This is a genomic window from Iodobacter sp. BJB302 (assembly GCF_002735645.1).
Classification (GTDB): domain Bacteria; phylum Pseudomonadota; class Gammaproteobacteria; order Burkholderiales; family Chitinibacteraceae; genus Iodobacter.
In genome coordinates this window covers 1-24,439 of record NZ_PDZG01000002.1, presented here as the reverse complement: position 1 = coordinate 24,439, position 24,439 = coordinate 1, and the positions used below count along the sequence as shown (strand labels likewise).

The 24,439-nt window shown below is 49.0% G+C and carries 24 protein-coding genes; 16 read left to right on the top strand and 8 right to left on the bottom strand.

Annotated features, from left to right (window positions below):
- The first annotated feature begins 13 nt into the window (after positions 1-13).
- From CSQ88_RS00950 to CSQ88_RS00935, 4 genes are all read left to right on the top strand, one after another.
- Positions 14-1,318, top strand: a complete 1,305-nt coding sequence (locus CSQ88_RS00950) for an OmpP1/FadL family transporter (protein ID WP_099396256.1) — start codon at positions 14-16, stop codon at positions 1,316-1,318.
- Positions 1,319-1,408: 90 nt separating this feature from the next.
- Positions 1,409-3,778 carry a 3-hydroxyacyl-CoA dehydrogenase/enoyl-CoA hydratase family protein gene (locus CSQ88_RS00945; protein ID WP_099396255.1) on the top strand — a complete coding sequence of 790 codons (2,370 nt, stop codon included), beginning with the start codon at positions 1,409-1,411 and terminating at the stop codon, positions 3,776-3,778.
- 212 nt (positions 3,779-3,990) lie between these two features.
- Positions 3,991-5,196: an acetyl-CoA C-acyltransferase gene (locus CSQ88_RS00940; RefSeq protein WP_099396254.1), complete on the top strand. Its 1,206-nt coding sequence runs from the start codon at positions 3,991-3,993 to the stop codon at positions 5,194-5,196.
- Between the two features lie 72 nt (positions 5,197-5,268).
- The gene (locus CSQ88_RS00935) at positions 5,269-5,832 is read left to right on the top strand and encodes a chalcone isomerase family protein (protein WP_099396253.1); all 564 of its coding nucleotides are present in this window, start codon (positions 5,269-5,271) and stop codon (positions 5,830-5,832) included.
- 558 nt (positions 5,833-6,390) lie between these two features.
- On the opposite strand, the gene CSQ88_RS22885 is transcribed toward CSQ88_RS00935, so the two are convergent.
- Positions 6,391-6,639 carry a hypothetical protein gene (locus CSQ88_RS22885; RefSeq protein WP_180273485.1) on the bottom strand — a complete coding sequence of 83 codons (249 nt, stop codon included), beginning with the start codon at positions 6,637-6,639 and terminating at the stop codon, positions 6,391-6,393.
- On the opposite strand from CSQ88_RS22885, the gene CSQ88_RS00925 reads away from it, so the two are divergent.
- Positions 6,638-8,380 carry an autotransporter assembly complex family protein gene (locus CSQ88_RS00925; RefSeq protein WP_180273484.1) on the top strand — a complete coding sequence of 581 codons (1,743 nt, stop codon included), beginning with the start codon at positions 6,638-6,640 and terminating at the stop codon, positions 8,378-8,380. The two genes, CSQ88_RS22885 and CSQ88_RS00925, sit on opposite strands and share 2 nt — an antisense overlap.
- A complete protein-coding gene (locus tag CSQ88_RS00920; RefSeq protein ID WP_099396250.1) occupies positions 8,381-12,262 on the top strand; it encodes a translocation/assembly module TamB domain-containing protein in 3,882 nt (1,293 codons plus the stop codon).
- 37 nt (positions 12,263-12,299) lie between these two features.
- On the opposite strand, the gene CSQ88_RS00915 is transcribed toward CSQ88_RS00920, so the two are convergent.
- The 3 genes from CSQ88_RS00915 to CSQ88_RS00900 form a co-directional block, all read right to left on the bottom strand.
- On the bottom strand, positions 12,300-13,019 hold the full coding sequence (locus CSQ88_RS00915; RefSeq protein ID WP_099396249.1) for a DUF4214 domain-containing protein: 720 nt from the start codon (positions 13,017-13,019) through the stop codon (positions 12,300-12,302).
- A gap of 285 nt (positions 13,020-13,304) precedes the next feature.
- Positions 13,305-13,586, bottom strand: a complete 282-nt coding sequence (locus CSQ88_RS00905; RefSeq protein ID WP_099396247.1) for a barstar family protein — start codon at positions 13,584-13,586, stop codon at positions 13,305-13,307.
- Positions 13,577-14,011, bottom strand: a complete 435-nt coding sequence (locus CSQ88_RS00900) for a ribonuclease domain-containing protein (RefSeq protein WP_099396246.1) — start codon at positions 14,009-14,011, stop codon at positions 13,577-13,579. Before CSQ88_RS00900 ends, CSQ88_RS00905 begins: the two co-directional genes overlap by 10 nt.
- A 141-nt stretch (positions 14,012-14,152) precedes the next feature.
- On the opposite strand from CSQ88_RS00900, the gene leuC reads away from it, so the two are divergent.
- From leuC to CSQ88_RS00870, 6 genes are all read left to right on the top strand, one after another.
- Positions 14,153-15,559, top strand: a complete 1,407-nt coding sequence (leuC, locus tag CSQ88_RS00895; RefSeq protein WP_099396245.1) for a 3-isopropylmalate dehydratase large subunit — start codon at positions 14,153-14,155, stop codon at positions 15,557-15,559.
- An 11-nt stretch (positions 15,560-15,570) separates the two neighbouring features.
- Positions 15,571-15,699: an entericidin A/B family lipoprotein gene (locus tag CSQ88_RS00890; RefSeq protein ID WP_099396244.1), complete on the top strand. Its 129-nt coding sequence runs from the start codon at positions 15,571-15,573 to the stop codon at positions 15,697-15,699.
- Positions 15,696-16,334 (top strand): 3-isopropylmalate dehydratase small subunit, encoded by a 639-nt coding sequence (gene leuD, locus CSQ88_RS00885; protein ID WP_099396243.1) that lies wholly within the window; start codon positions 15,696-15,698, stop codon positions 16,332-16,334. The genes CSQ88_RS00890 and leuD overlap by 4 nt, the downstream gene beginning before the upstream one ends.
- A 93-nt stretch (positions 16,335-16,427) precedes the next feature.
- Entirely contained in the window at positions 16,428-17,162 is a 735-nt protein-coding gene (gene nagB, locus CSQ88_RS00880) for a glucosamine-6-phosphate deaminase (RefSeq protein ID WP_099396242.1), read from the top strand.
- A gap of 105 nt (positions 17,163-17,267) precedes the next feature.
- On the top strand, positions 17,268-17,789 hold the full coding sequence (locus tag CSQ88_RS00875) for a GNAT family N-acetyltransferase (RefSeq protein WP_099396241.1): 522 nt from the start codon (positions 17,268-17,270) through the stop codon (positions 17,787-17,789).
- 19 nt (positions 17,790-17,808) lie between these two features.
- The gene (locus CSQ88_RS00870) at positions 17,809-18,309 is read left to right on the top strand and encodes a C40 family peptidase (RefSeq protein ID WP_257212364.1); all 501 of its coding nucleotides are present in this window, start codon (positions 17,809-17,811) and stop codon (positions 18,307-18,309) included.
- On the opposite strand, the gene CSQ88_RS00865 is transcribed toward CSQ88_RS00870, so the two are convergent.
- Complete coding sequence (locus tag CSQ88_RS00865) at positions 18,306-18,770, bottom strand: flagella synthesis protein FlgN (RefSeq protein WP_099396239.1); 465 nt, start codon at positions 18,768-18,770, stop codon at positions 18,306-18,308. The genes CSQ88_RS00870 and CSQ88_RS00865 overlap by 4 nt on opposite strands.
- A 1-nt stretch (position 18,771) precedes the next feature.
- On the bottom strand, positions 18,772-19,056 hold the full coding sequence (gene flgM / locus CSQ88_RS00860; RefSeq protein ID WP_099396238.1) for a flagellar biosynthesis anti-sigma factor FlgM: 285 nt from the start codon (positions 19,054-19,056) through the stop codon (positions 18,772-18,774).
- A 242-nt stretch (positions 19,057-19,298) separates the two neighbouring features.
- Between flgM and CSQ88_RS00855 the strand changes: the two genes are divergently transcribed.
- The 4 genes from CSQ88_RS00855 (at position 19,299) to CSQ88_RS00845 (ending at position 22,586) form a co-directional block, all read left to right on the top strand.
- Positions 19,299-21,305, top strand: a complete 2,007-nt coding sequence (locus CSQ88_RS00855) for a M13 family metallopeptidase (protein WP_099396237.1) — start codon at positions 19,299-19,301, stop codon at positions 21,303-21,305.
- A gap of 176 nt (positions 21,306-21,481) precedes the next feature.
- The gene (locus CSQ88_RS22880; RefSeq protein WP_180273483.1) at positions 21,482-21,619 is read left to right on the top strand and encodes a hypothetical protein; all 138 of its coding nucleotides are present in this window, start codon (positions 21,482-21,484) and stop codon (positions 21,617-21,619) included.
- A gap of 32 nt (positions 21,620-21,651) precedes the next feature.
- Complete coding sequence (locus CSQ88_RS22875; RefSeq protein ID WP_180273482.1) at positions 21,652-21,828, top strand: hypothetical protein; 177 nt, start codon at positions 21,652-21,654, stop codon at positions 21,826-21,828.
- On the top strand, positions 21,801-22,586 hold the full coding sequence (locus CSQ88_RS00845; RefSeq protein ID WP_099396235.1) for a site-specific integrase: 786 nt from the start codon (positions 21,801-21,803) through the stop codon (positions 22,584-22,586). Before CSQ88_RS22875 ends, CSQ88_RS00845 begins: the two co-directional genes overlap by 28 nt.
- A gap of 623 nt (positions 22,587-23,209) precedes the next feature.
- Here CSQ88_RS00845 and CSQ88_RS00840 read toward each other — a convergent pair.
- On the bottom strand, positions 23,210-23,830 hold the full coding sequence (locus CSQ88_RS00840) for a hypothetical protein (protein ID WP_180273481.1): 621 nt from the start codon (positions 23,828-23,830) through the stop codon (positions 23,210-23,212).
- A 224-nt stretch (positions 23,831-24,054) separates the two neighbouring features.
- Positions 24,055-24,439: integrase core domain-containing protein (locus CSQ88_RS00835; protein ID WP_143449372.1), on the bottom strand; the 385-nt coding region annotated here is incomplete at its 5' end.

Sequence of the window (24,439 nt, the reverse complement as noted above, 5' to 3'; positions counted from 1 at the left end):
TAGGAGATAGACGATGTCTGGAACTATTCGTATGGCAATTCGTACTTTAGGTGTGGCAAGCTTATTTTTTGCGGGTAATGCGCTTGCATCCGGTTATCACTTTGGTGTGCAAAGTGTCAGCTCGCAGGGTGTTGCCAATTCAAACGCTGCCGAGGCAGAGGACGCTTCTGTACTGTTTTACAATCCGGCAGGGATGACCAATTTGCGGGGCACCAATATTTCGGGTGCTTTGGTGGTGGTCGATCCACACATCAGCTTCTCTAATCTGAATGCCACAAATAGTCGTGGTAAGCCTGTAACAGGTAACGATGGTGGTTCGCCAACGGCTCCTGTCTATGTTCCACAAACTTATATCACCCACCAAGTGAACGACCAGTTGTTCCTGGGTTTGGCTATGTTTGTGCCATTTGGTGATAAAACTAATTTTGATGACAAATGGATTGGTCGTTACAACGGTACTGATCTTGAGCTCATGACTTTGGCTTTAAATCCTTCGGTGGCCTACAAAATCAATGAGCAGTTTTCGGTAGGCGCAGGGGTTACTGCGCAATATATGAAAGCACGTTTTAAGAAAATGATTGATTTAGGCAAGCTAACCGTAGGTGGGAATCCTAGCCCGGCACTTGATGGATCGATGGATTACGAGGGTGATAATTGGGCTTATGGATTTAATCTGGGTGTCACTTGGAAGGTAGATGATAGTTTGCGCTTCGGTGCGGCTTATCGTTCTAGCCTAAGCCATAGCCTGCAAGGTGATACTAAGTTTACCGTGCCATCTGCTTTCCCGCCGAGCGTTTCGGTGGCTGGAAAACTGCTTAATTCAAATGGTACGGTTGATTTAGATACGCCAGATTCATTTGCCATTAATTTCTATAAAAAATTAAATCATCAATTCGCATTGACGGGTGATTGGACGCATACCTGGCATTCCAAATTTCAAGATTTAATTTTGAAAACGGATGCAGGGTTTAATGCCGATATCGCACAAAAATGGCGTGATACTGATCGCTTCTCATTGGGTCTGAGCTATCAATACAATGATCCTTTGAAGTTGCGTGTGGGCCTAGCTTACGATCAGTCTCCGGCTGATGCGGCAGAATATCGTATTGCTAACTTACCAGACAGCGATCGTTATTGGTTCTCTACCGGGTTTAACTATGCAATTGATAAAAATATGTCAGTTGATGTGGCTTATACCTATGTGAAATTTAGTAATTCATCCATGAGTAATGTGGATAGTAGTAATGCCGTGCTGACTAAGGCTGATGTTTCCGCTCATGCCAATGTGTTTGGCGCGCAATTGAATTACCGCTTCTAAATTTTGTTTATCCCTCCCCTTTGCGGGGGAGGTTTCGTTTGACTCTGGGCGGCTCTCGCCGCTCTTCCTTTCCTTTTAGCGAGGCTAAACATGGCCAATACCGTGCATATCCGTCAGGTTGCCGTTCTCGGCGCGGGCGTTATGGGAGCGCAAATTGCTGCCCATCTTGCCAATGCGGGAATTAAAACCGTTTTATTTGATTTGCCAGCCAAAGAAGGTGATGCAAATGGCATTGCAACTAAAGCAATTGCCAATCTTAAAAAAATGAAACCGTCGCCATTAGCCTCAGGGATGCGCGCGGATCATATTGAGCCTGCTAATTACGGCTCTGATTTAGAAAAACTAAAAGATTGCGATTTAATTATCGAGGCCATTGCTGAGCGCCTAGATTGGAAACTCGATCTTTATGCAAAAATTGCACCTTTTGTAGCCCCACACGCTATTCTGGCTTCCAATACATCGGGCTTGTCGATTAACTCCTTGGCAGGCGGTGTCCCTGAGCAATTGCGCAGCCGTTTCTGCGGGATTCATTTCTTTAATCCACCACGCTATATGTATCTGGTTGAGTTGATCGCCGATTCCCGGACTGATCCGGCAATGATGGACGCGCTGGAAAGCTTCCTTGCTACCCGTATGGGCAAGGGCGTAGTACGCGCTAAAGACACGCCTAACTTTGTTGCCAACCGCATTGGTGTGTTCTCCATGCTGGCGACGATTTACCACGCCGAACGCCTCGGCATCCGTTTTGATGTAGTTGATGATCTGACTGGACCGCGTCTTGGTCGTCCGAAATCAGCCACTTTCCGTACTGCCGACGTGGTTGGTTTGGACACCTTTGCGCATGTGGTTAAAACCATGACCGAGCAATTGGCGTCCGATCCTTGGCACAAATACTTTACCGTACCGGCTTGGATGCAAAAGCTGATTGAAAACGGCGCTTTGGGCCAAAAAACCAAGGCTGGCGTATTCAAGAAAGTAGGTCGTGATGTCTTGATGCTTGATCCTGCTACAGGCGAATATATTGCCGGTGGACAAAAGGGGAGCGATGAAGTTAAGGCGCTGCTCAAAATCACTGATCCGGCTGCACGCTTTAAAGCACTGCGCGAATCCGCTCATCCAGAAGCACAATTCCTCTGGGCCTGCATGCGCGATGTATGGCATTACATCAGCTATCACCTTGATACCATTGCAGATAACGCTCGAGATGTGGATTTTGCGATTCGTTGGGGTTTCGGTTGGAATCAAGGCCCGTTTGAGCAGTGGCAAGCTGCTGGCTGGAAAGACATCGCTTCGGCAATTGCTGCGGATTCAGCCGCTGGCCAAGCCATGAGCGATGTTTCGCTGCCCGCTTGGGTGGCGGCGCGTGATGCGGTGCATACCGCAGCAGGCTCGTTCAGCGCGGCAGATAATGCGCTGAAACAACGCTCTAACTTGCCGGTTTATAAGCGTCAGCTTTATCCGCCAACCGTGGTGGGGGATGCAGCACCTGTTTACGGTGAAACTGTGTTTGAAAATGATGGCGTGCGCATGTGGGTGCAGCCAGGTGAAGACGTTGCCGTATTAAGCTTTAAAACCAAAGCGCATTGCATTGGCCCAGATGTACTGGCCGGTGTAAATCAGGCGATTACCATTGCGGAAGAACGCTTTGCTGGCTTAGTAGTATGGCATCCGGAAGCGCCGTTTTCGGTGGGTGCAGATCTAGTCAGCATGGGCCCTGCCTTTATGACGGGTGACTTCGCTTCGATCGAAAATATGGTGGCCGAATTCCAAAAAGCCAGCATGCGTCTGAAGTATGCTGCGGTGCCCGTAGTTGGCGCGGCTCAGGGCTATGCCTTTGGCGGCGGTTGTGAATTCTTAATGCACTGCGCACGCGTTGTGGCTTGCCTTGAAACCTATATTGGCTTGGTTGAAGTCGGTGTGGGTCTCTTGCCGGCGGGTGGCGGGTGTAAAGAATTTGCACTGCGCGCCTCGCAAGAAGCAAAAGGCGATATCGTTGGCGCGCTGAAAGATTACTACCTGTCAGTCGCCATGGCGAAAGTGGGTACGAGTGCAGAAGAAGGCCAGCAAATTGGCTATCTGCGTAGCTCAGATATTATCGTGTTTAACCCGAATGAATTGCTCTACGTGGCTAAAGCGCAAGTACGCGCCATGAGCGAATCAGGCTACAAAGCACCGGTTAAGCCAAAATCCTTTGCTGTAGCGGGCCGCGCAGGCGCTGCCACGATCAAGGGCCAGCTGATCAATATGCTGGAAGGTGGCTTTATCTCTAAGCACGACTACCTGATTGCCGGCCATATCGCCGAAATCATGACCGGTGGTGATGTAGATGCGGGCACGCTGGTGGATGAAGAATGGATCCTTAAGCTTGAGCGTGAGCGCTTTATGAAGCTGCTGAAAACCGGAAAAACGCAAGAGCGCATCATGTATATGCTGGAAAACAACAAGCCGCTGCGTAACTAATTGACATCTAAAACTGCAACACCCAAATCTTGAACTACGGAGAACACAGAGGACACAGAGTTTCACGGAGAAAATCATGATGAATTCCATTTCATATTTTGAGTTGTTACAGATATGTGGGTTTTCTCCTTTTCCTCCGTGTTCTCCGTGTTGAATGTTTATGGTTTTCAGGTTTGGAAGGTTGCGGCGATCTAATACTTTAGGAGCTCAAAATGAGCAGACAGATTCAAGAAGCTTATATCGTTGCTGCGACGCGCAGCCCGGTTGGTAAAGCACCGCGCGGTATGTTGCGCAATGTTCGCCCGGATGATTTGCTGGCCCATGTATTAAAAAGTGCGCTGGCGCAAGTGCCTCAGCTTGATCCTAAGCTGATCGAAGACGTGATTGTGGGCTGCGCCATGCCAGAAGCCGAGCAGGGGATGAATATTGCCCGTATGGCCGTGCTGCTGGCGGGGTTGCCGGATACGGTGGGTGGCGTCACCATCAATCGTTTCTGCTCCTCAGGCGTGAACGCCATTGCCATGGCCGCAGATAAAATTCGTTTGGGCGAAGCCGATGTGATGATTGCGGCGGGTACAGAAAGCATGTCGCAAGTGCCGATGATGGGAAATAAAATCTCCCTAAATCCTGAGATTTTCACTAAAAACGAAAACCTCGGCATTGCTTTTGGTATGGGCCTGACGGCTGAAAAAGTAGCCGAGCAGTGGAATGTGTCCCGTGAAGATCAGGATGCATTTGCGGTGGAATCCAACCGCCGTGCCTTGCATGCGATTGCCACGGGCGAATTCAAAGACGAAATCAGCCCGCTGGAAGTATTTGCCCGCACGCCTAATCTGGCGACTGGCGAAGTTGAAGTCACCAGCAAGATTTGTGATACCGACGAAGGCCCACGCGCTGGCACTACCATGGAAGGCCTGGCTAAGCTCAAAACCGTATTCGCGGCTAAAGGTTCGGTTACTGCGGGTAATAGCTCGCAAATGTCTGATGGCGCAGGCGCGGTGATCCTGGTTTCTGAGCGCATTCTGAAGCAATTTAACCTCGTGCCTTTGGCGCGTTATGTGACCTTTGCCGTAAAAGGCGTTCCGGCACATATCATGGGGATTGGCCCGAAAGAAGCGATTCCGGCTGCGCTGAAGTTAGCTGGCCTGACGCTCGATGATTTGGGTTGGATCGAGCTGAACGAAGCCTTTGCGGCGCAAGCTCTGGCCGTGGCGCGTGATCTTAACCTAGATATGAGCAAGGTGAATCCACTGGGCGGCGCAATTGCTTTAGGCCACCCGCTGGGTGCTACCGGCGCGATTCGTGCGGCAACCATCGTGCACGGCATGCGTCGTCACGGCATGGCCGGCAAATACGGCATGATCTCCATGTGTATCGGCACCGGTATGGGCGCTGCAGGGATTATTCAATCCTTGTAAGGCTTTATTCGCAGATCAAGGCTTTTGCCCACGGATTCAAATCCGTGGGTTTTTTTTCAAGGAAATGAAAAAATGAAAAAATTACTGATAGGCGCTTCTTTTGTGCTTGCAGCACAGAGCAGTATGGCGCTTGAAGTGGCTGGGGTGAATTTAGCCGATCGCGCCGAGTTGTCCAGTCAGTCATTGGCGCTCAACGGTGCGGGCGTGCGTAAAAAAGTATTCTTTGATGTGTACTTGGCTGCGCTTTATTTGCCGGTAAAAAGCCAGGATGCCAGCGCCGTGGTGAATTCGCCTGTGCCACGCCGTATGGAGCTGCGCATGCTGCGTGAAGTTTCCGCCGCCGCCATGCATGAAGGTTTTGTGGATGGTTTGAAGTCCAATCAGAGTGAGGCCACACTGGCTGCTCTTGCGCCGAAAATTGCCGAGCTGGAGCAAATCTTTAAGCTGGTTAAAACCGCCGCTAAAGGAGATGTGATTGTGCTGGACTTTATGCCGGGCCAGGGTACGCGCGTTACCGTGCGCGGTAAGGTCTATGCAACCATTGCTGGTGACGATTTTGCTGCGGCTATGCTTTCAATCTGGCTGGGAAAAGCACCAGTGAACGATTCATTGAAGGCGGCTTTATTAGGGAAGTGATCTGGATCACAACTAGGGTCTGGTCGTAAAGCGGGTAGTGCAGGGGTGCAATCTGGCGCCTTTGCATGCTGCTTTTTTGGTGTGGGTTTTAGCTGGTTTTTTTTGTCTCTGTCTTTTCCTTTGCTTTTATTTATCAAGCGGCTTTGTGCCGCTTTTTTATTGCAAACGGCCCTGTGTTTTGCGTGATTTTTGCGGCTAACCTTGGGTTTTCCTGCTTCGCGTAAGAGGCCGGAGGGCGCCGCGAGCTTTTGTTTGATGTTTTGTAGTTAAATTACATAAGAGTGTGTTTTGTTTTTACTGTTAATACATTTTATATCGTTGAATATGTTGCATATTTTTTAAAATAATGTAGTTGTATCTGTGAATTATTGTACTTATATAGGTAGTTTTATTACAAAAACACTTGCAAGTGAGATGTAGTTTTGCTAAAGTAGCGTCATTGCTTGATTGGGAACAGATCTCTGACCCAAACTTTTAAGGAGATGCAAATGCGTACCTTGCAAATTATTTTTAAGAACATCGAATCTGCTCAAAACCTGCTGTTGAAGTCCCAGGGTTTTATTGCAACTCGTTGATCTGGTGGTTTAGCTGTTTGTAAGTGTGGTAAGTAGTAAGTTGTTGTGTGTGTAGTATGTTTTGACTCTTCATCTGGTCTTTCTTGTTACCCGGCTCTGTGTTCTGCGTCTTTGGATGCGTATACAGACCGGGTTCTTTTTTGTCCGCTGCGCCTCCCATGCGGTAAAGTAGCGGCCTTGCCTCTTTTAAAATCATCCCTATGATTGTTCGGTCATTTTTCGTTTTGCTCATGGCTTTTCCTGTTCTGTCGCTGGCCGAAGAGCTGCCTGCTGCGGATGCAGAGCAAAGTGTCTATTTTCCCTATGTTTTGAATATTGAAGCGCCCGATGATTTGCAGGCGCTCTTAGAAAAACACCTGGATCTTGCTCGCTGGAAAACTGAAAAAAGGATGACCAAAGAGCAGCTTTCACGCCTGATCGATAATGCGCCGGATACCGTTGCCGGCCTGCTGGCGACGGAAGGTTATTTTTCGCCCAGGGTGACCGCCAGCATGGACGAATCGACCATCCCGGCGATTGTTTCTTTGGATGTGGATGCCGGAAAGCCAACCCTGGTTCGCAGTGTGGATGTGAATTATCTGGGCGACATTATCCCCGACGAAGTGCGGATGAAGCGTTTGGAAGAGCGCCAGGAGCAAAACTGGCCCCTGCCCAAGGGAAGCATCTTTCGCCAGAGTGATTGGGATAGCGCCAAGCGTGGCGCGGTAAGCTCATTGCTGAATCGCCGTTATCCGGCGGCCAAATTAGTTCATGCCGAAGCCAGTGTTGATCCCGAAGCAAATACAGTTGATCTGACTGTTGATGTTGACAGCGGGCCTGCTTATTTTTATGGGCCGGCAAGCATCACGGGCTTATCCCGCTATCCTGAAAAATTAATCCGCAACAATATTCAGTTTCGTGAGGGCGCAGAATATCGCCGCAATGATTTATTAGAATTACAAACCTATTTACAGAATCTGCCGCATTTTTCTCTGGTTTTGGTGGATGTTGATCTGCCGCCCGAAGCCCCCTTTATTGCGCCCGTAAAAGTAACGGTGCAAGAAGCGCCTTTGAGCAAAATCAGTACAGGTTTGGGCTATAGCACCAATACCGGTATGCGCGGCTCGTTTGATTATCGCTATTTAAATCTGATGGACAGGGGCTGGGTACTGGATAGTGGCGTGCGCCTGCAGCAAAAAGAGCAGTCAGCAAGTGCCGGGATTACCTTCCCCCGCTTTGCATCAGGGTACGAGCACCGGGTCTATGCCAGCTATGTGAATGAAAATATTCAGGGCCTGGATACCAGCACCTGGAAGACCGGGGTATCCCGCAGCAGCACTGAAAAGAATATTGACCGATTAATTGCGATTGAATATCAAATAGAGCGTCGCGAGCTAAATGACGGTACGGTTTCTGATCCTCAGTCTTTAACCGCAAAATATCAGTGGGTAAGGCGTGATGTAGACCGGCTCAGAAACCCGCGCTCGGGTAATGTGATTACTCTGGAAGGCGGGGGCGCACTTAAGGGCCTGCTGTCGGATGAAAGCTTTGTTCGCCTGTATGGGCGTGGTGTGCAGTTTTGGCCTGTGGGTGAAAAAAGCGTAGTGGTTGCCCGCCTGGAAGCCGGTGATACCTTTACCAAAGAATTTTTTAATGTGCCAAGTGATTGGTTGTTCCGGACCGGTGGCTCATCGTCGGTGCGTGGCTATGATTATCAAAGTTTAGGCTTATCGCTTGGGGGCTCGACCATTCCTGGCAGAGTTATGGCGGTCAGCTCTATAGAGTTTCAGACCCCTGTTTATAAAGACTGGCTTGGCGCGGTGTTTGTTGATCACGGTGGTGTCGGGGATCAGTGGAAAGACTGGCGCGGCTCGACTGGTGTGGGTGTGGGTGCGCGCTGGGTAAGCCCGGTGGGGGTAATTGGTTTAGATGTGGCGAGAGGCGTGGAAGAAAATCAGTTTCGTGTGCATTTCACCATGGGAGTGACTTTTTAAATGCAGACAAATCCAACGCCTGCTGCCGCAGAAACTCCGGCTACCAAGCCCGTTGCACGCTATTCAAAAATGCGCCGCTTTATTGGCTGGCTGCTGTTTATATTAGTTATCCCTGTTTTTTTACTGACCATTGCGCTGGCCTTTTTTGATTCACAAATGGGGCGCGACTGGCTGGTAAAGCAAATCAACCAGAGCGGTGTGGCAAAGCTGCGCGCAATTGAGGGTTCTTTATGGTCTGATTTCGCCCTGCGTGGCCTCGTGCTGAAGACCGCAGATATGGGGCTTGCTGTGGATAAAGTGAGCCTTGCATGGAGCCCGTACAGCCTGCTGGCCCGCGATCTATCGCTGGATGAATTAAGTATCGGCCATTTGGAAATAGACATTAAACCCAGCCCGCCGGATAAGCCTGCTTCGCCCCCGCCAGAAAGCATTACTCTGCCAATTGGTCTGCATATTGATCAGGCACAGATTAAAAAGCTGAGTATTAAGGGATCGCCCGATCTGGATGATATTCGTTTCAAATTAGCCAGTAATGGCCGTTTCCATCAAATTACTTTGGATCAGCTTAAGTTAAAGCTGCCACAGTTGGATGCCAGTTTTAAAGGGCATCTGGCGCTGGTTGGGACACAGCCTTTTGTGACGTCTGGCCAGCTGTCACTTGCGGGTAAGGTGGAAAATCAGCCCTTGCAATCCCAAATCATGCTTGATGGCGAGCTGCGTAAATTGCAATTAAAAGGCGATATCAAAAGCAATCAGCTCAACGCCATGATCAATGCACGGCTGGATCTGTTTGCCCCTTATACCTATCAGCTTTTAAGTGAAGGTCAGATTAAGTTGCAGCAGCTTAATCCTGCCGCTCTGATGCAAGGCTTGCCTAAGGCGCTGATTGATGTGTCTTTGTCTGTTGTTCCATTGGGTGAAAACGCGGCCAGTGGCGCGCTGGAAATCCGCAATGCTATGCCTTTAACGATTGATCAGGGCGGGTTGCCGTTTACGCAGATCAGCAGCAAGCTGGGGTATTTAAAAGAAACGGTTACGCTTAAATCCATGTCGCTGGATTTGCTGGGGCAAGGACAAATTAAAGGGGCGGGGCAACTGGATAAAGGTCAGCTGAAATTAAAGCTTGATCTGGCCAAAATTGACCCGGCCAAGCTTTTTACGCGTCAGCCTCCTGCATCACTGGGTGGCACGATTGAGTTGAAAGGCCCGTGGCTGGCGCCCGATGTGCTGGCCAAACTGGCCGATGCGCAGCGTAATGCGGCGCTGGATCTGGATATGGGCTGGTTAAACCCCAAGCATGAGCGGCGTATTGTTTTGCGTGAGGCACGCTTATCCCGGGCTAACAGCAGCGTTGCCTTGCAGGGTGAGCTGGGTTTGCTTGATGCAAAAGGCGTGGCAAAAAATGACTTTAAATTGTCGGGTGAATTTACGGGTCTTAATCCTGCTGAATTTGTAGCCAGCCCGAAAGGATCGCTGACAGGACAATTTAAACTAGCCGGCGCTTTACAGCCCGCTTTAAAAGCCAGTGTGGATTACAGCCTGAGTGACAGCCGTTTTAATGGCGAAGTGCTTAGTGGTAAAGGCCAGCTGAATATAGAAGAAACCCGTGTTTCGAATGCAGATTTATGGCTGGCATTGGGTGCAAACCGCATCGATGCAGAGGGGGCACTTGGCCTTGCCAGTGATGTGCTGAAGCTGAAAATCAGCCTGCCGCAGTTACAACAATTTGGCCCGGGGTTCAGCGGCAAAATCAGCGGGGATGCGCAGTTAAAAGGTGCCATGCTCAGCCCGCAAATTGCCACTCAGCTGGCAGTTGCAGGCTTGCAAACGCCCTTTGGCGTCTCGGTCAATCAGGCGGTGCTGGATGCTCAGCTGCAGTCTGATTTAAAAGGGCCAATGCATATTCTTGCCGATATCACGGATGCAAAAGCGGCTGGTGTGCAGGTTCAGACGCTTAACTTTAAAGCGGATGGCAGCCGGGAAAAACACAGCGCCAGCCTGCAGTTAAAAGGTAAGCAGGATGAGCGTCTGATTGATGTCAGCTCGCGCTTTGAGGGCGGCTTAAGCGATCAGTGGGTCTGGCGCGGCAGTGTGCAGGGCCTGCAGGTGAATCAGCCACTGGCCCTGAGTCTGGCTGCGCCGTTATCGCTGGAGGCCGGTGCTAATCTGGTGCGGCTTGGCGATGCACGTCTGTTGATGGGCGATACGCGGGTGCATATTGAAAAACTGAACTGGCAGGATGGCAATCTGGATACCGCAGGTGAGCTGGAGCAGGTGTCGGTTGGGCAATGGCTGACGCTGCTGGGGCAAAAAGAAGTCAGTGGCAATCTGATGCTGGGCGGGCGCTGGGTGCTTAAATCTGCGGGCAGCTTAGATGGCCAGCTGGAAATCCACCGGCAATCTGGTGATTTAAAGTATGTAACGCAAAACACCGCACCGCAAAAGTTTGATTTGCAAGACTTCAGGCTGCAGGTACTGGCGAAACAATCAGGCCTGAATTTTAACGGTCATTTAAGCTCGGGCCGTTTTGGTCAGATGCAGGCGAATGGTACTGCGCTGCTGGATGCTGTGAATTGGCGCTTGGCAGAGCGCGCACCGCTTGATGTCTTTATCAAGGGGGATGTGCCTAAGCTTTCAATGTTTGGCCCGCTGCTAGGGCCGGATTTAACGCTGGCCGGGAGCGGGCGTTTTGAAGTGCGGCACGCAGGATTACCTAAAGAAAACGACTGGACCGGCTTTATCTACGGTGATGGCATATCGGTGCGGGATGCCGCAACAGGGCTGGCTTTGCAGGATGGGAAGGTGAGGGTAACGCTGGATAAGCAGCTAATTAATTTGCAGCAATTCCAGTTTAAAGGCGGGCAGGGTACTTTGGATGCGAAAGGCTCGTTTGATCTGGCAGGCCCAAGCCCCAGCGCCACGGCCCAGGTTACGGCCAATAAGCTGACTTTGATCAGTAAGGCCGATATGCTGGTGGTGATGTCCGGCCAGGGCAATATCATGCTCAAAGATAAGGCGCTGAGCGTCAGTGGCCAGCTGAAGGCAGATGAAGGGGATATTCGCTTTCAGTCTAACGATGTGCCCAAGCTGTCGGATGATGTGGTGATCAAAGGCCGCAGTAAAGCACCGGTTGATGCGGGGCCAAAGCTTACCTTGCAGATGGATATTGATCTTGGAAAAAACTTCCGCTTCCGGGGGTATGGATTAGATGCAAGGCTGGCTGGTCTGCTGCGTTTGCGCGCACAAGCCAATCAGCCGCCTACTGCGCATGGCGTGGTGCAGGTGGCAGAAAATGAAGGCAATGCCCGCAGCACTTATAGCGCATACGGGCAAAAGCTGGATATTGAGCGCGGCGTGCTGGCGTTCCAGGGCCCCATTGATAACCCCGGGCTGGATGTGCTGGCCATGCGCAGGGGCCAGCAGGTTGAGGCGGGTGTGCAGGTGAACGGCACCGCCTTGCGGCCACGGGTGATGCTCTACTCCGAACCCAGTGTTCCGGATAGTGAAAAACTCAGCTGGCTCTTGTTTGGCCATGGCTCAGACAGCATGGAAAAATCAGACAGTGCTCTGATGCTGCAGGTGGCCAATGCGTTGCTGACTTCCGGAGATAATTCAAGCTTTAGCGAAGGGCTTTTGGGTAAGGTTGGCCTCGATGATGTGGGTTTCAGCAGCCAGAGGGAAAAGGATGGCAGCTCTACCCAGGTGGTTTCGGTGGGTAAGCAGTTAAGTAAGAATGTACGGGTATCACTGGAAAAAAGCGTGAATGGCTTACGCGATGCGGTGAAGTTTACCTGGCAGCTGACTAAAGGCTGGTCTTTGGTTTCACGTATTGGTACGGATGAAACCACAGGGGATGCTTATTACACATTCTCTTTTGATTAAGATGTAAAGCGCCGCCCTTGGGCGGCGCTTTTTTGTTTTATATCTGAGTCTGAGTTGTTTTATTTAACTGAATATATTCCTGACTGCCCTTGATGTTTTCTACAATCGCTTCTCTTTCCATGCCTTTGCTTAATTGCGCTTTGTAATGATCAAACCCGCCACTGTCTGGTTTGCGTTTGAGTAAGTGCATAAAGGCGGCAAATAAAAAATCATCATCTTCCTGAATATCAATCAGGCCATCGTACAGGGGCTCGCCTGTTTTGACGGCTTTTACATTAAACAGCCAGTCATCAACGGAATTCAGGCTTTTGATGGTGAAGCCAGCTTCATACAAGACGTTTTTAATGGTTATTTCGGTAAAACCGATAAAATGGAAATCACCGTTATAGCATTGCGTGCCAAACAGGCAGCGCAAAAGCTCTTCATGTTTGGCCAGTGTCTGGTTTTCTGGTTTTTTTAAAAGATTTAACAAGCCAATTACATTAGGAATTTGCAATTCAAGCATGCCGCCATGGGCGAGCAGGCGGTTCCACTCCCTTAATGTGGTGCTGGTTTTTAATCTGGGGATGTGTTCGAGTATATCGTTGGCCAGAATATATTCGTAATAGGCAGAAGGCAGGCATTTGAGCTGGGTACAGTCGGCGACTAAATCAGGCTGGTGATATTCATTTAAATCAATATTCAGATAACCGGTTTTTAAATCATAACCACAGCCTATATTTATTTTTTTTGGATAATTTTGATATTCAAAATCCATAAGACCTCCCCGGGTTCTGCAGCAGAAAACAGATCATGGCTCTGGCAGCGCTTTTAAGTTTGTTTTGCCAGAGCCTGAGTATAGGAAAGAGCGGGCAATGATCCAAGTTTGTTTTGCTGCAATGCACCAGGTTTTATTTACGGCTGCACTGGCTGCAAGTTTTCGGGCTGAACAAGTTAAATCACGCAAGGCGCTGCGAGTGCGATGAGCATTCGCCGTGCAGCCATGCCAGCTATCACCGGCACGGTTTTTTGCGCCGTGCAATAAATCAAGCGTCAGCAGTGCCTATGGCTTCAGGATAAGGCTTAAATCATCCCGGTCTGCGATCGCATCGTTGAATACTGCAAGTAAGGCCGCGTAGTCTTCCTCGCCCAGCGCGGCTTGCGCTTCCTTGGTGTTTTCCCATGTGATCTGGATAGGGCCTTCTAGGTTGCCACTCAGCTCATCGTAAAGTGCATCCAGGTTATTAATAAAATCGCTGGAAAAATCCAGTTGTTCGGCCAGTTGCTGGTAAGCATCATTGAGCTTGTAAATATGCTGGAGTACAACGCGTTGGTTTATTGACATGCTGCCACCTCAGTAAAGGTTTGATAATGATCGACTGTAATAAAGCGCGGGCCATTTTTGCTGAATACAATGCGTTTTGCACCGCGTTTTCCGCCCTGGTAGTCTAAATCTGCTTCTTGGTACTGGCCGCGCGGCAGGCGGTTTTCACGGTTGCCAAAACGATCGCCACCAATGGATTTGCCGGGCAGGCTTTGCCAGAGACTGCTGCCAGGGCGCCAGCCTGCGGCCTGTGCTTCGCGTTTAGTGACAAATTTGGCGGGCAGGCGGCCTTGCTGATTCAGACTGCTGAGTATTTCTGTCAGCTCACTGGTATTGGTGCCGGGGTGCAGCTGACGGTTTAATCCTTCTGCTACGCTCTGGCAAGATGCGGCCTGAACCCAGCCGCTGGCAACAAGCAGCATCAGGGCGAGAAGTGGTCTGTGCATAGAGGTTTCCTTTCCTGTGGTATTTGAAGTGGTGTGTAATTCTTTTATTTAAACTACATCGGCATAAGTCTTGCTTACACGGTTGTGGCAAAAGGCCTTCTATGCTAGTTTCGAAGACCCTGACTTTTCCAGACTATCGCCATGGCTCAGACACTTTATGACAAACTTTGGCATTCCCACGTTATTCGTACTGAAGACGATGGCACTTGCCTTATTTATATTGATCGTCACCTGGTGCATGAAGTCACCAGCCCGCAAGCCTTTGAAGGCTTGAAGTTAGCGGGCAGAACGCTATGGCGCAAGTCTTCGATTGTTTCGACTGCCGATCATAATACGCCAACTGATCATTGGGATAAGGGTATTCAAGACCCGATCTCACGGCTGCAGGTAGAAACACTGGATGCCAATATTAAAGAATTTGGCGCGCTGGCTTATTATCCCTTTAAAGATCAGAAGCAAGGCATTGTGCATGTGGTTGGCCCGGAAAATGGCGCAACCTTGCCAGGAATGACGGTGGTCTGTGGTGACAGCCACACTTCCACACATGGTGCATTTGCTGCGCTTGCGCATGGCATTGGCACCTCTGAAGTTGAGCATGTGATGGCCACGCAAACGCTGGTTGCCAAAAAATCGAAAGCCATGCTGATTCGCGTGGATGGCGTGTTGGGCCGGGGTGTAACGGCAAAAGACGTGGCACTGGCCATTATTGGCAAAGTAGGCACGGCAGGCGGCACGGGCTACGCGATTGAATTTGGCGGCGAGGCGATCCGCTCGCTTTCCATCGAAGGGCGGATGACGCTGTGTAATATGGCGATTGAGGCGGGCGCTCGTGCAGGCATGGTGGCCGTTGATGAAAAAACCATTGATTACCTCAAAGGCAGGCCTTTCTCACCTAATGCAGCGCAATGGGATGCTGCGGTCGCGCACTGGAAAACACTGGTCTCTGATGAAGGTGCGGTATTTGATGCACTGGTTACGCTGGATGCCGCAGAAATCGAGCCGCAGCTTACATGGGGCACATCGCCAGAACAAGTTTTGGGCATCTCTGGGGCCGTGCCGGATCCTGCCGCAGAGCCGGATCTGGTCAAGCGTGGCAGCTATGAGCGCGCGCTGCAGTATATGGGCCTGACCGCCAATACGCCGCTGACTGATATTCAGATTGATAAAGTATTTATCGGCTCCTGTACTAACTCCCGTATCGAAGATTTACGTGCCGCAGCAGGCATTGCCAGGGGCAAAACCAAGGCCGCTAATGTGAAGCTGGTTCTGGTGGTGCCGGGCTCTGGTCTTGTAAAAGCGCAGGCAGAGGCCGAAGGCCTGGATAAAATCTTTATCGCGGCAGGTTTTGAATGGCGTGAGCCGGGCTGCTCTATGTGTCTTGCGATGAATGCGGATCGCTTAGAGCCGGGCGAGCGCTGTGCTTCAACCAGTAACCGGAATTTTGAAGGCCGTCAGGGCCAGGGCGGCCGCACGCATTTATTAAGCCCGGAAATGGCTGCGGCTGCGGCGATTGCAGGCCACTTTGTTGATGTGCGCCAGTTCGCCTAAGGAGATCAGGGATGAAAAAAATTGCAACGCTGACGTTGATGGTTCTGATGCTGGGGCTTACGGCCTGTAATACGGTGTCAGGCATGGGCAAAGATATCAAAAAAGGTGGCGAAGCCATCGAAAAGGCGGCCAGTAAATGAAAGCATTCACTCAATTAAATGGTTTGGTGTGCCCGCTGGATCGCGCCAATGTGGATACCGATGCCATTATCCCCAAACAGTTTTTAAAGTCGATTAAGCGCTCTGGTTTTGGCCCGAATCTGTTTGATGAATGGCGTTATCTGGATCATGGCGAGCCGGGTATGGATAACAGCCAGCGCAAGCCTAATCCTGATTTTGTGCTGAACTACCCGCGATATCAGGGCGCGGAAGTCTTACTGGCCAGAGACAACTTTGGCTGCGGCTCCAGCCGCGAACATGCACCGTGGGCGATTGAAGATTACGGCTTTCGTGTGGTAATTGCACCCAGCTTTGCCGATATCTTCTTTAATAACTGCTACAAAAATGGCCTGCTGCCGATTGTTTTGGATAGCGCGATTGTTGAACAGCTGTTTACAGAAAGTGTGGCCTCTGAAGGTTATGGCCTGAATGTGGATTTGCTGGCTCAAACCGTCACAACGCCTTCAGGCCAGGTGTTTGGTTTTGATATTACCGGCCATCGCAAGCATTGCCTGCAAAATGGTTTAGATGAAATTGGTTTAACTTTGCATCACGCAGAAGAGATTAAAGCTTTTGAAGCGCAGCGAAAAATCGGACAACCCTGGTTATTTTCCTGATTTTTTGTGCGGTATGTGGTTTGCATCAACAAATCTTATTCAGTTGACGTATAGTATCTAGGTTGTTTTACTTATTTCGGAATTCACACAATCATGATTTTACATAAATTCAAAGATCAAAATGAACTGAATCGCGTAGGTGCTGATTTATTACTATCTATTGTCCGCACCAAGCCTAATGCAATCCTCGGTATGGCAACAGGTAGCACCCCTGTTGGCATTTACCAGGAAATAGTAAAGACGTATCAGCAGGGGCTGGTGAGCTTTAAAGAAGTAACAACATTCAATCTGGATGAATACGCTGGTTTGCCCGTTACTCATCCGGAATCGTATCGCAGCTTTATGAATAGCCACCTGTTTAATCATATCGACATCCGCACCGAAAATACCTATGTGCCCAATGGCAATGCCGAAGATCTGGATGAAGAAGGCCGTCGTTATGATGAGCTGATTTATCAGAAAGGCCTTGTTGATATGCAAATTTTGGGTATCGGGCATAATGGCCATATTGGCTTTAATGAGCCTGATGAAGCCTTGTCGCGCTTTACACATAAAGTGACTTTAAAGCCTGAAACACGCGAAGCCAATAAACGCTTTTTTAACAGCATTGATGAAGTGCCAACGCATGCATTAACAATGGGCATGGGTTCTATTTTGCACGCAAAATCAATTCTGCTGGTGGTTAAAGGCGCAGAAAAAGCTGAAATCCTTGACCGCACTTTAAATGGCCCAATTACTACCCAGGTGCCAGCTTCTTTCTTGCAGACACATCCTCGTGTGATTGTACTGACCGATTGCGATGTGGATTACAAGCGTTCGCATTCTTAACAGATTGCTGCCCTCTATTGCAGAGGGCTTTTTTGCAAAAAAACACCGAAGGATTGCTCCTGAGGTGTTTTTTTTTGATTAAATTAAACAAGCTAAGAGTAAATAATGCGGATTGTTTCTTGTACTTATGCACGGCACGCTGAGCAAATTCTCTATATATTCAATGAAGCGATTGAAAACTCTACGGCGCTTTATGATTACACCCCAAGGCCATTAGCCAGTATGGTGGATTGGTTTGCTGATAAAGAAGCCAGACAATTGCCTGTGCTGGGTTTTGAAAATGATGCGGGTGTTTTATTGGGCTTTGCCAGCTATGGTGCATTCAGAGTGCGCCCGGCCTATAAATATGCCATTGAGCATTCTATTTATATCCACCCTGATTATCGTGGCCAGGGTTTGGGTAAAAAACTATTACTGCTTATTATTGAAAAAGCGCAGGAGCAGGGTTATCACACCTTAATTGGTGGAATCGATGCTGAAAACACCGCGAGCATTGCGCTGCACCTGCAGCTTGGCTTTAGCCATGCAGGCACGATTAAACAATCAGGATTTAAATTTGGCCGCTGGCTGGATTTAGCTTTTTATCAATTGATTTTGCCTACACCTGAAAATCCAGTGGATGGCTGAGTTTGTTAAAGGATTCAGATTGAGAAAGATTATTTTGCTGAGTATTTTGGTGTTAAGCGCGTGCAGCTCCACGCCCACCCGCACCAAAGTGGCTTACCCGGCATCTAAATCCTTGAGTAATATTCAGGCAGCAGGGGCGGGGCGCGAGATCGTCATGTATGCGCTGGGCCTGCTGGATGTCAGCTATCAGTTTGGGGGCAATAATCCGGAAGCGGGCCTAGATTGCAGTGGCATGGTGAGCTTTGTGTACAAAAATGCCGTAGGTGCGGTGCTGCCGCATAATGCGGCACAAATTGCCAGCCTGGCCCGGCCTGTTGCAAGCGATCAGCTGCAGGCAGGGGACCTCGTGTTTTTTAATACACTGGGCAGATCGTTTTCACATATGGGCATTTACTTGGGAGACGGGCGCTTTATTCATGCGCCGTCATCTAAAGGAAAAATAAGGGTTGAATCGCTATCCACCCCGTATTTTGCACAACGGTTTGAAGGCGGGCGCAGCCTGATGGCCCTCAACCCTTAAGCTAAATCGCGCCTTTGGCCTTGCGGAAGCGATGTAAGCTTGCCATCCGGAGCATAAAGCGGACGGCTGTGGCTGGCGTCTAAAATTTGCTGCATAAAGCCATTGATCAGCTGCTGGCGGGTTTCAATTAACTTGCCATTGCTGCTGTTAAATGCGGCAGCCTGGCGGGTGATCTCTAAAAGAGTCTGCCACTGGCTGAGTGTATGAGGGGGCTGCTCTGTGATCCATGTAGTGGCATCATGCTGCGGATCAATACCCTGAGCATTAAAAAACTGGCTGAGCGCCTGCCCGGCTTGCTCAGCATCGATTGCTGCAGCCTGTTTCTCTGTGGTGAGCACCAAGAGGGGGTCCAGCTCATTGGCAATTAAATGACTTTGCTCTTTTTGAAGTAAGTCTAATAAGGTCTGCATGCTGCTGATGGCCTGGTTCAGCAGGCTGTTTAAAGGCGAGTCGGTGGTCATATCACTTGCCTAATAGTTCTTGAGCGCTTTGAATGATTTTGCCAGCTATGGCTTCGGTACGTACGGTGAACCGCCCTTCGCTGATGGCTTTTTTGAGTGATTCAACACGCTCAGTATCAAAGGCAGGCTTTGAGTTCTGCTCGATTTGATTCAGCTTAGCTGCCAGTGGGTTAATCGTTACGCTGTCTGTTTTAGCGCGCTCCGTACTTGCGGCAGGTGTGCTCGTTGTACGCTCGCTGCTGCGGCTGGGCGTCGTATTCAGAGGCTTGTTTTGATCGATTTTCATGGTATGTCATCCTTCGTCACTGGCCAGTGTGACTTTCTGTACTGTCATTATGCCAAGTATCGACCTGATCCGTAAAAACTTTAGCACTTCATTTATTTAAATCAGATGTATTTTACCATTCATTTTTTATTTCCTTTCAGATTCGGACAGTATTGAGGCATTATATGCCACAGAATGGTATTCATTGATCTTAATGATTGTTTAATTGACTAAGCGGCCTGCTGCTTATTGATGAGGTTTGAATGAAACAAAAGCTTGTGTTGACGTTGATTACAGCTTCTTTGGCAATGGGTGTACAAGCCGCATCCCGCTCCGGGCTTGATTCTGAGCGTTTTGATCAAAGTGTCCGGGTGCAGGATGATTTATATCAGGCAGTCAATGGTACATGGTTAAAAAACACTGAAATACCCAGCGATAAGTCCTCGCATGGCGCATTTTTAATTTTGCGTGATCGCGCAGAAGGCCAGGTGCGTGAAATGGTAGAAATGGCGGCACAAAATGCGGCACCAGGCCCGGCCGCAAAAAAAGTGGGCGATTTATATCAAAGCTATATGAATGAAAGCTTAATCGAGCAGCGCGGTTTAGCGCCTTTGCAATCCACTTTTACAGATATTGCTGCGATCAAAAATAGCAAGGCACTGGCAGAGCAATTAGCCCTGTTGAGCAAGGCTGGGCTCTATGCCCCTCTGGGGATTTATGTGGGGCAGGATGAAAAGAATTCAACGGCCTATATCGTGAATGTGCATCAATCGGGTTTAAGCCTGCCTGACCGGGATTATTATTTAAAATCGGATGAAAAATTCATTGCTGCACGTAAAGCCTTAAGCACTTATTTTGAAAGTTTATTAAAACTATCAGGTGAAACAGAGGTTGATGTTGCATCCTTACTGGCATTAGAAACCGAGCTGGCTAAAGCACAATGGACTAAAGTAGATAATCGCGATCCGCAAAAAACCTATAATAAAAAATCACTGGCCGAATTAAAAAAACTAGCACCTGATTTTGCGTGGGATGAATATTGGCAGGCGATGGGTATAGCAGGTAAAGTGGGGTCTGTTATTGTTTCCCAGCCAAGCTATATCAAATCAATGAGTGAAACCCTGGCTAAAACACCATTAGCCACGGTAAAAGTATGGCTTAAATTTAAAGTTTTAGACCAATACGCTAATGCGCTGCCTAAAGCATATACGGATTTATCTTTCGATTTTCACGGTAAGTCCTTGTCTGGCGTGCCAGAGCAAAAGCCACGCTGGAAAAGAGCAATTGCAGCCACAAATGGCAGCTTGGGTGAGGCGGTGGGCGAATTATATGTTGCAAAGTATTTTACGCCCGAAGCAAAAGCTAAAATGGATGTGATGGTAAATAATCTATTAGCATCTTATCGCAGCTCAATTAAAGATTTAAGCTGGATGAGCGCCACAACAAAGGTAAAAGCACAGCAAAAACTAGCTAAATTTACCGTGAAAATTGGCTATCCGGAGCAATGGATTGATTACAGCAGCTTAGAGATTAAGGCAGATGATTTATTAGGTAATTTGCAACGCGCTCAGTTGTTCTCCAGCGCGCGTGAGCTAAATCAATTAGGAAAACCCATTGATCGCAAAAAATGGGGAATGACACCGCAAACCGTTAATGCCTATTACAACCCCAGCATGAATGAAATTGTTTTCCCTGCAGCTATATTGCAAGCGCCATTCTTTGATCCTGCGGCAGACGATGCCGTGAATTATGGTGCAATTGGCGGCGTTATTGGGCATGAAATATCCCATGGTTTTGATGACCAGGGCAGCCAGTATGATGGCGACGGTAATTTAAAAAACTGGTGGGGAAAGCAGGATAAAAAGGAATTTACCGCACTGACCAGCAAATTAGTCGCTCAATACGACGCTTATGAAGCCATTCCGGGCAAGCACGTTAATGGAAAACTTACTCTTGGTGAGAATATTGCGGATTTATCCGGTTTGGCTGTGGCATATAAAGCCTATCAATTATCTTTAGGGGGCAAGCCCGCCGAAAAAATAGATGGGCATACCGGTGAGCAGCGCTTCTTTTTAGGCTGGAGCCAGGTATGGGCCAGCAAAATGCGCGAGCCCATGACCTTGCAAATGCTGCTAACCGACCCCCACAGCCCCGGCCAATTCCGCGCCAATGGCGCAGCGGTTAATAGCGATGCATTTTATAAAGCCTTTAAGGTAAAAGAAGGCGACGGCATGTATAAGCCCGCTAAAGAACGCATCCGTATCTGGTAAGAATGGCTTGAAATAAGGCGTTGAGTGATCTCAGCGCCTTTTTTTGCCTGGATTTTACGGTGGCCATAATTAGCACTCATCCGGCGTTGTTACGGTAAAAAGGCACTTAAAGCGGGGTTATGTTAGCTGAGTGCTATCTTGAGGCGTCAAAAAACAGAGATAGCACTTTCACACTTATGGCCTCAATTATCCGTTTACAAAACAAAGATGGTTCTGTTTCTTATCAGGCGCAGGTGAGGCTTAAGCGGGACGGCAAGCTGCTGTTAAATGAGTCCAGAAGCTTTCTTGCCGCAGGGGTAGGCATTCACGCCTAGCGGAGGAGTGGGCAGCACTGCTGACCGAGAAAATGCGTGAGCAAGAGGCCATTGCTCAGCGCAAATTAAAAGGCTTAACCCTTAAAGATCTGATCGATAAATATATAGAGTTTTTTGAGAAAGACAAACACCTCTGGGCGTCTAAGCGCAGCGTGCTGAATGTGTGCTGGCCCGCTCCCCAATGGCTGACGTGGCTATCTTGGAATTAACCGCCGATAAAATTATTGATTATGTTCGCCATCGCCGATCATTTGGCGTAAAGCCGCAATCTATTCAGCAAGATATTATTTATTTGGGTTGTGTATTAAAAGAAGCCAAATTATTTGCCAAATTAGATGTAGATATTGCTCAGTATTCATTGGCCAATGAATACTTAAAAGAAAAGGGCATGATTAGTGGCTCTGTTGAGCGCGAGCGGCGATTACAGGATTCAGAATTAGGCTTGATTTTGGCAGGAGCAAAAGCCACCGAACATTTCAGGCAAATCCCTATCGCGGATCTGGTGCGCTTTGCCATTGAAACCACCATGCGCCGCAGTGAAATCACCCGCTTGCAATGGAGTGATTTAGACGAGAAAAACCGCACCATTTTGATCCGGGACAGAAAAGACCCAAAGAAAAAAATCGGCAATGACCAAACCGTGCCGCTGCTGGGTACGTCTCTAAGCATCATCCAGGCGCAGCCTCGTACCAGCGAATTTATCTTTCCCTATAAATCCGAATCAGTTGGCGTGGCCTTTCGCGGCATTGTCAGCAAGGCTGGTATTCAAGACCTGCACTTCCACGATCTGCGTCATGAAGGCATCAGCAGGCTGTTTGAGCAAGGCTATCAAATACAGGAAGTGGCCCTGGTGTCTGGCCATAAAAGCTGGAAAAACCTAAAACGCTATACCCAGCTGCGAGCTGTAGATTTGCACCGGGATATTCTGGCGGTGGTGGTAATGGGAGGGCGAGGGGATAGGCGATAAATGGCTTTCACCCCGATATGTTTTTATTGCTGCTTCATCTGGCTCTGAGTCCATTTCGCTGATAACTAGACTACCTCAAGTGCAATAGTCATTTAAAACTAGATTTGGGCTGTGTTCGCTTTGGCCGCGCGGCTGTTTACGCTCGATAGAGATAATTGTTTAGCGACTGTTTTCGCCACCTAGCTGTGGTCATGGAACGCCCGGTTGCGATCGTAAAGCTGCCGCTCAGAGGGCTGCTCTGAGCTTCTGCACATCGGCCTTAGCAGGCAGCCATACGCTCTTTATCGATGTACGAAATCAGTGATCCAGTAGTGGCTTACTGATTTCGACCATCTACATAGAGGTTTTGGCTGCACTCTAAAGCCGAGGTGCTGATGCCAAAGCTTGAAAAAAGCAAGGCCGCAAAACCATCTGGTTGCGGCCTACTTTTTTTTGATGGCGGGCCATAGCTGTTTGGCCTAAGCAGACAGCTACAGGCAAGGGGCGAAATGCTCGTTCACGTATTGATTGCAGTTAAAGCATCTACTTGTTGCTTGCAAGCTGGCGACTGGGAAAGCTCCTGCCCGGACTTGGAGCGCTGAGCAGGCGCTCATTAATTGAAGTACGGTAGCTCAAAACTGATGTCACGCTACTCCAAGCGCACGTCTGATGAAAGCTTGATCCACACTCCCCAAGAACTGGCACCAAGAGCCCTGAGTATCCCGAAGATATTGACCGAGGGCATCAACGTCAGCCTGCTCGGGAAACTCCATCCGCTTTGTCAGACGATGAAGAGTCTGAATGGGAATTCCAATTTCCTCTAAAGCATTGATCCCTGTTGGCAGGTGATGCCCCTCAAAAACCATTCTTACGTGCGCGTAATCGATTTTACTTCGGATCCCCCGTTTTACCGCGTGCTGTTTAACGACATCCTCTATCAGTCCGAGAAGCTTAGGAAGGGTAAAGCCGAACGCATTGGTAATTATCTTCAAATCATTATTGATAGCTTTAGAAAGAGTAAGGTTCTCTCCTTCTATTATCCGCTGCCGCGCATGAGAGATCTGGCTTTTCAGGTAGTCCGAATAACTTGAAGCGTTGAGGTAACCGGCCAGCTTTGCGATCATGACATCAGTGGGATTAACCGATACTCCGTTGCTACTAAACACTCGGGGTACAAGCTTGACAATGATTTTTGCAAAGGTCTTGAGAAAGTTGGTCGCAGGGAGCCAGTGAAACACCAGAGTGGCGAATTCAGTGTCGTCCATTATCTCGATCATGTTTTGCAACTCCCCAAGCTGCTCGATACGGAAGTGCGAGTGTTTTTTCACTAGGTCGATAGAGACTTGTTCTCTCGTTAGAGTCTCATTGAAGCGATCCTGTGAATACTCGGACAAATGATCTGACTGTACACTGGCAAGGAGGTTGATCGGGGTGTCGATGTCTTGAATCGGTAATTGTCAAACCAGTTGTCGCCTTAATCGTTTAATATTTATGCCGTTCTTTGCTCTGCTTTTTTCCTTACAGCACCCGTCTCCGCTTCCGGTGATTTTTCTGGATTGAGGTGGACGATATTCACTCTTTCCCAGTTTCGCGTGCCCTTTGTCCAGCGCAGGGGATGCGCGGCCCGGGCGGCTTCGTAGACGGCGATTCTTTGCTGTAAAAGGGCCTGATCTTGACCTGCGTGGCGCTCGGTTGGCGTCACATATTGGATGCTGCTGTGGCGGTGCTCATTGTTATACCAATGCACCACTTGAGTCGCCCATTGGCGCGCCGCCAGCAGGTCGTCGAAGGGCTTAGGTAATTGCATCGGGCGGTATTTCAGCGTTTTAAATAGTGATTCAGAATATGGGTTGTCATTGCTTACTGCTGGACGG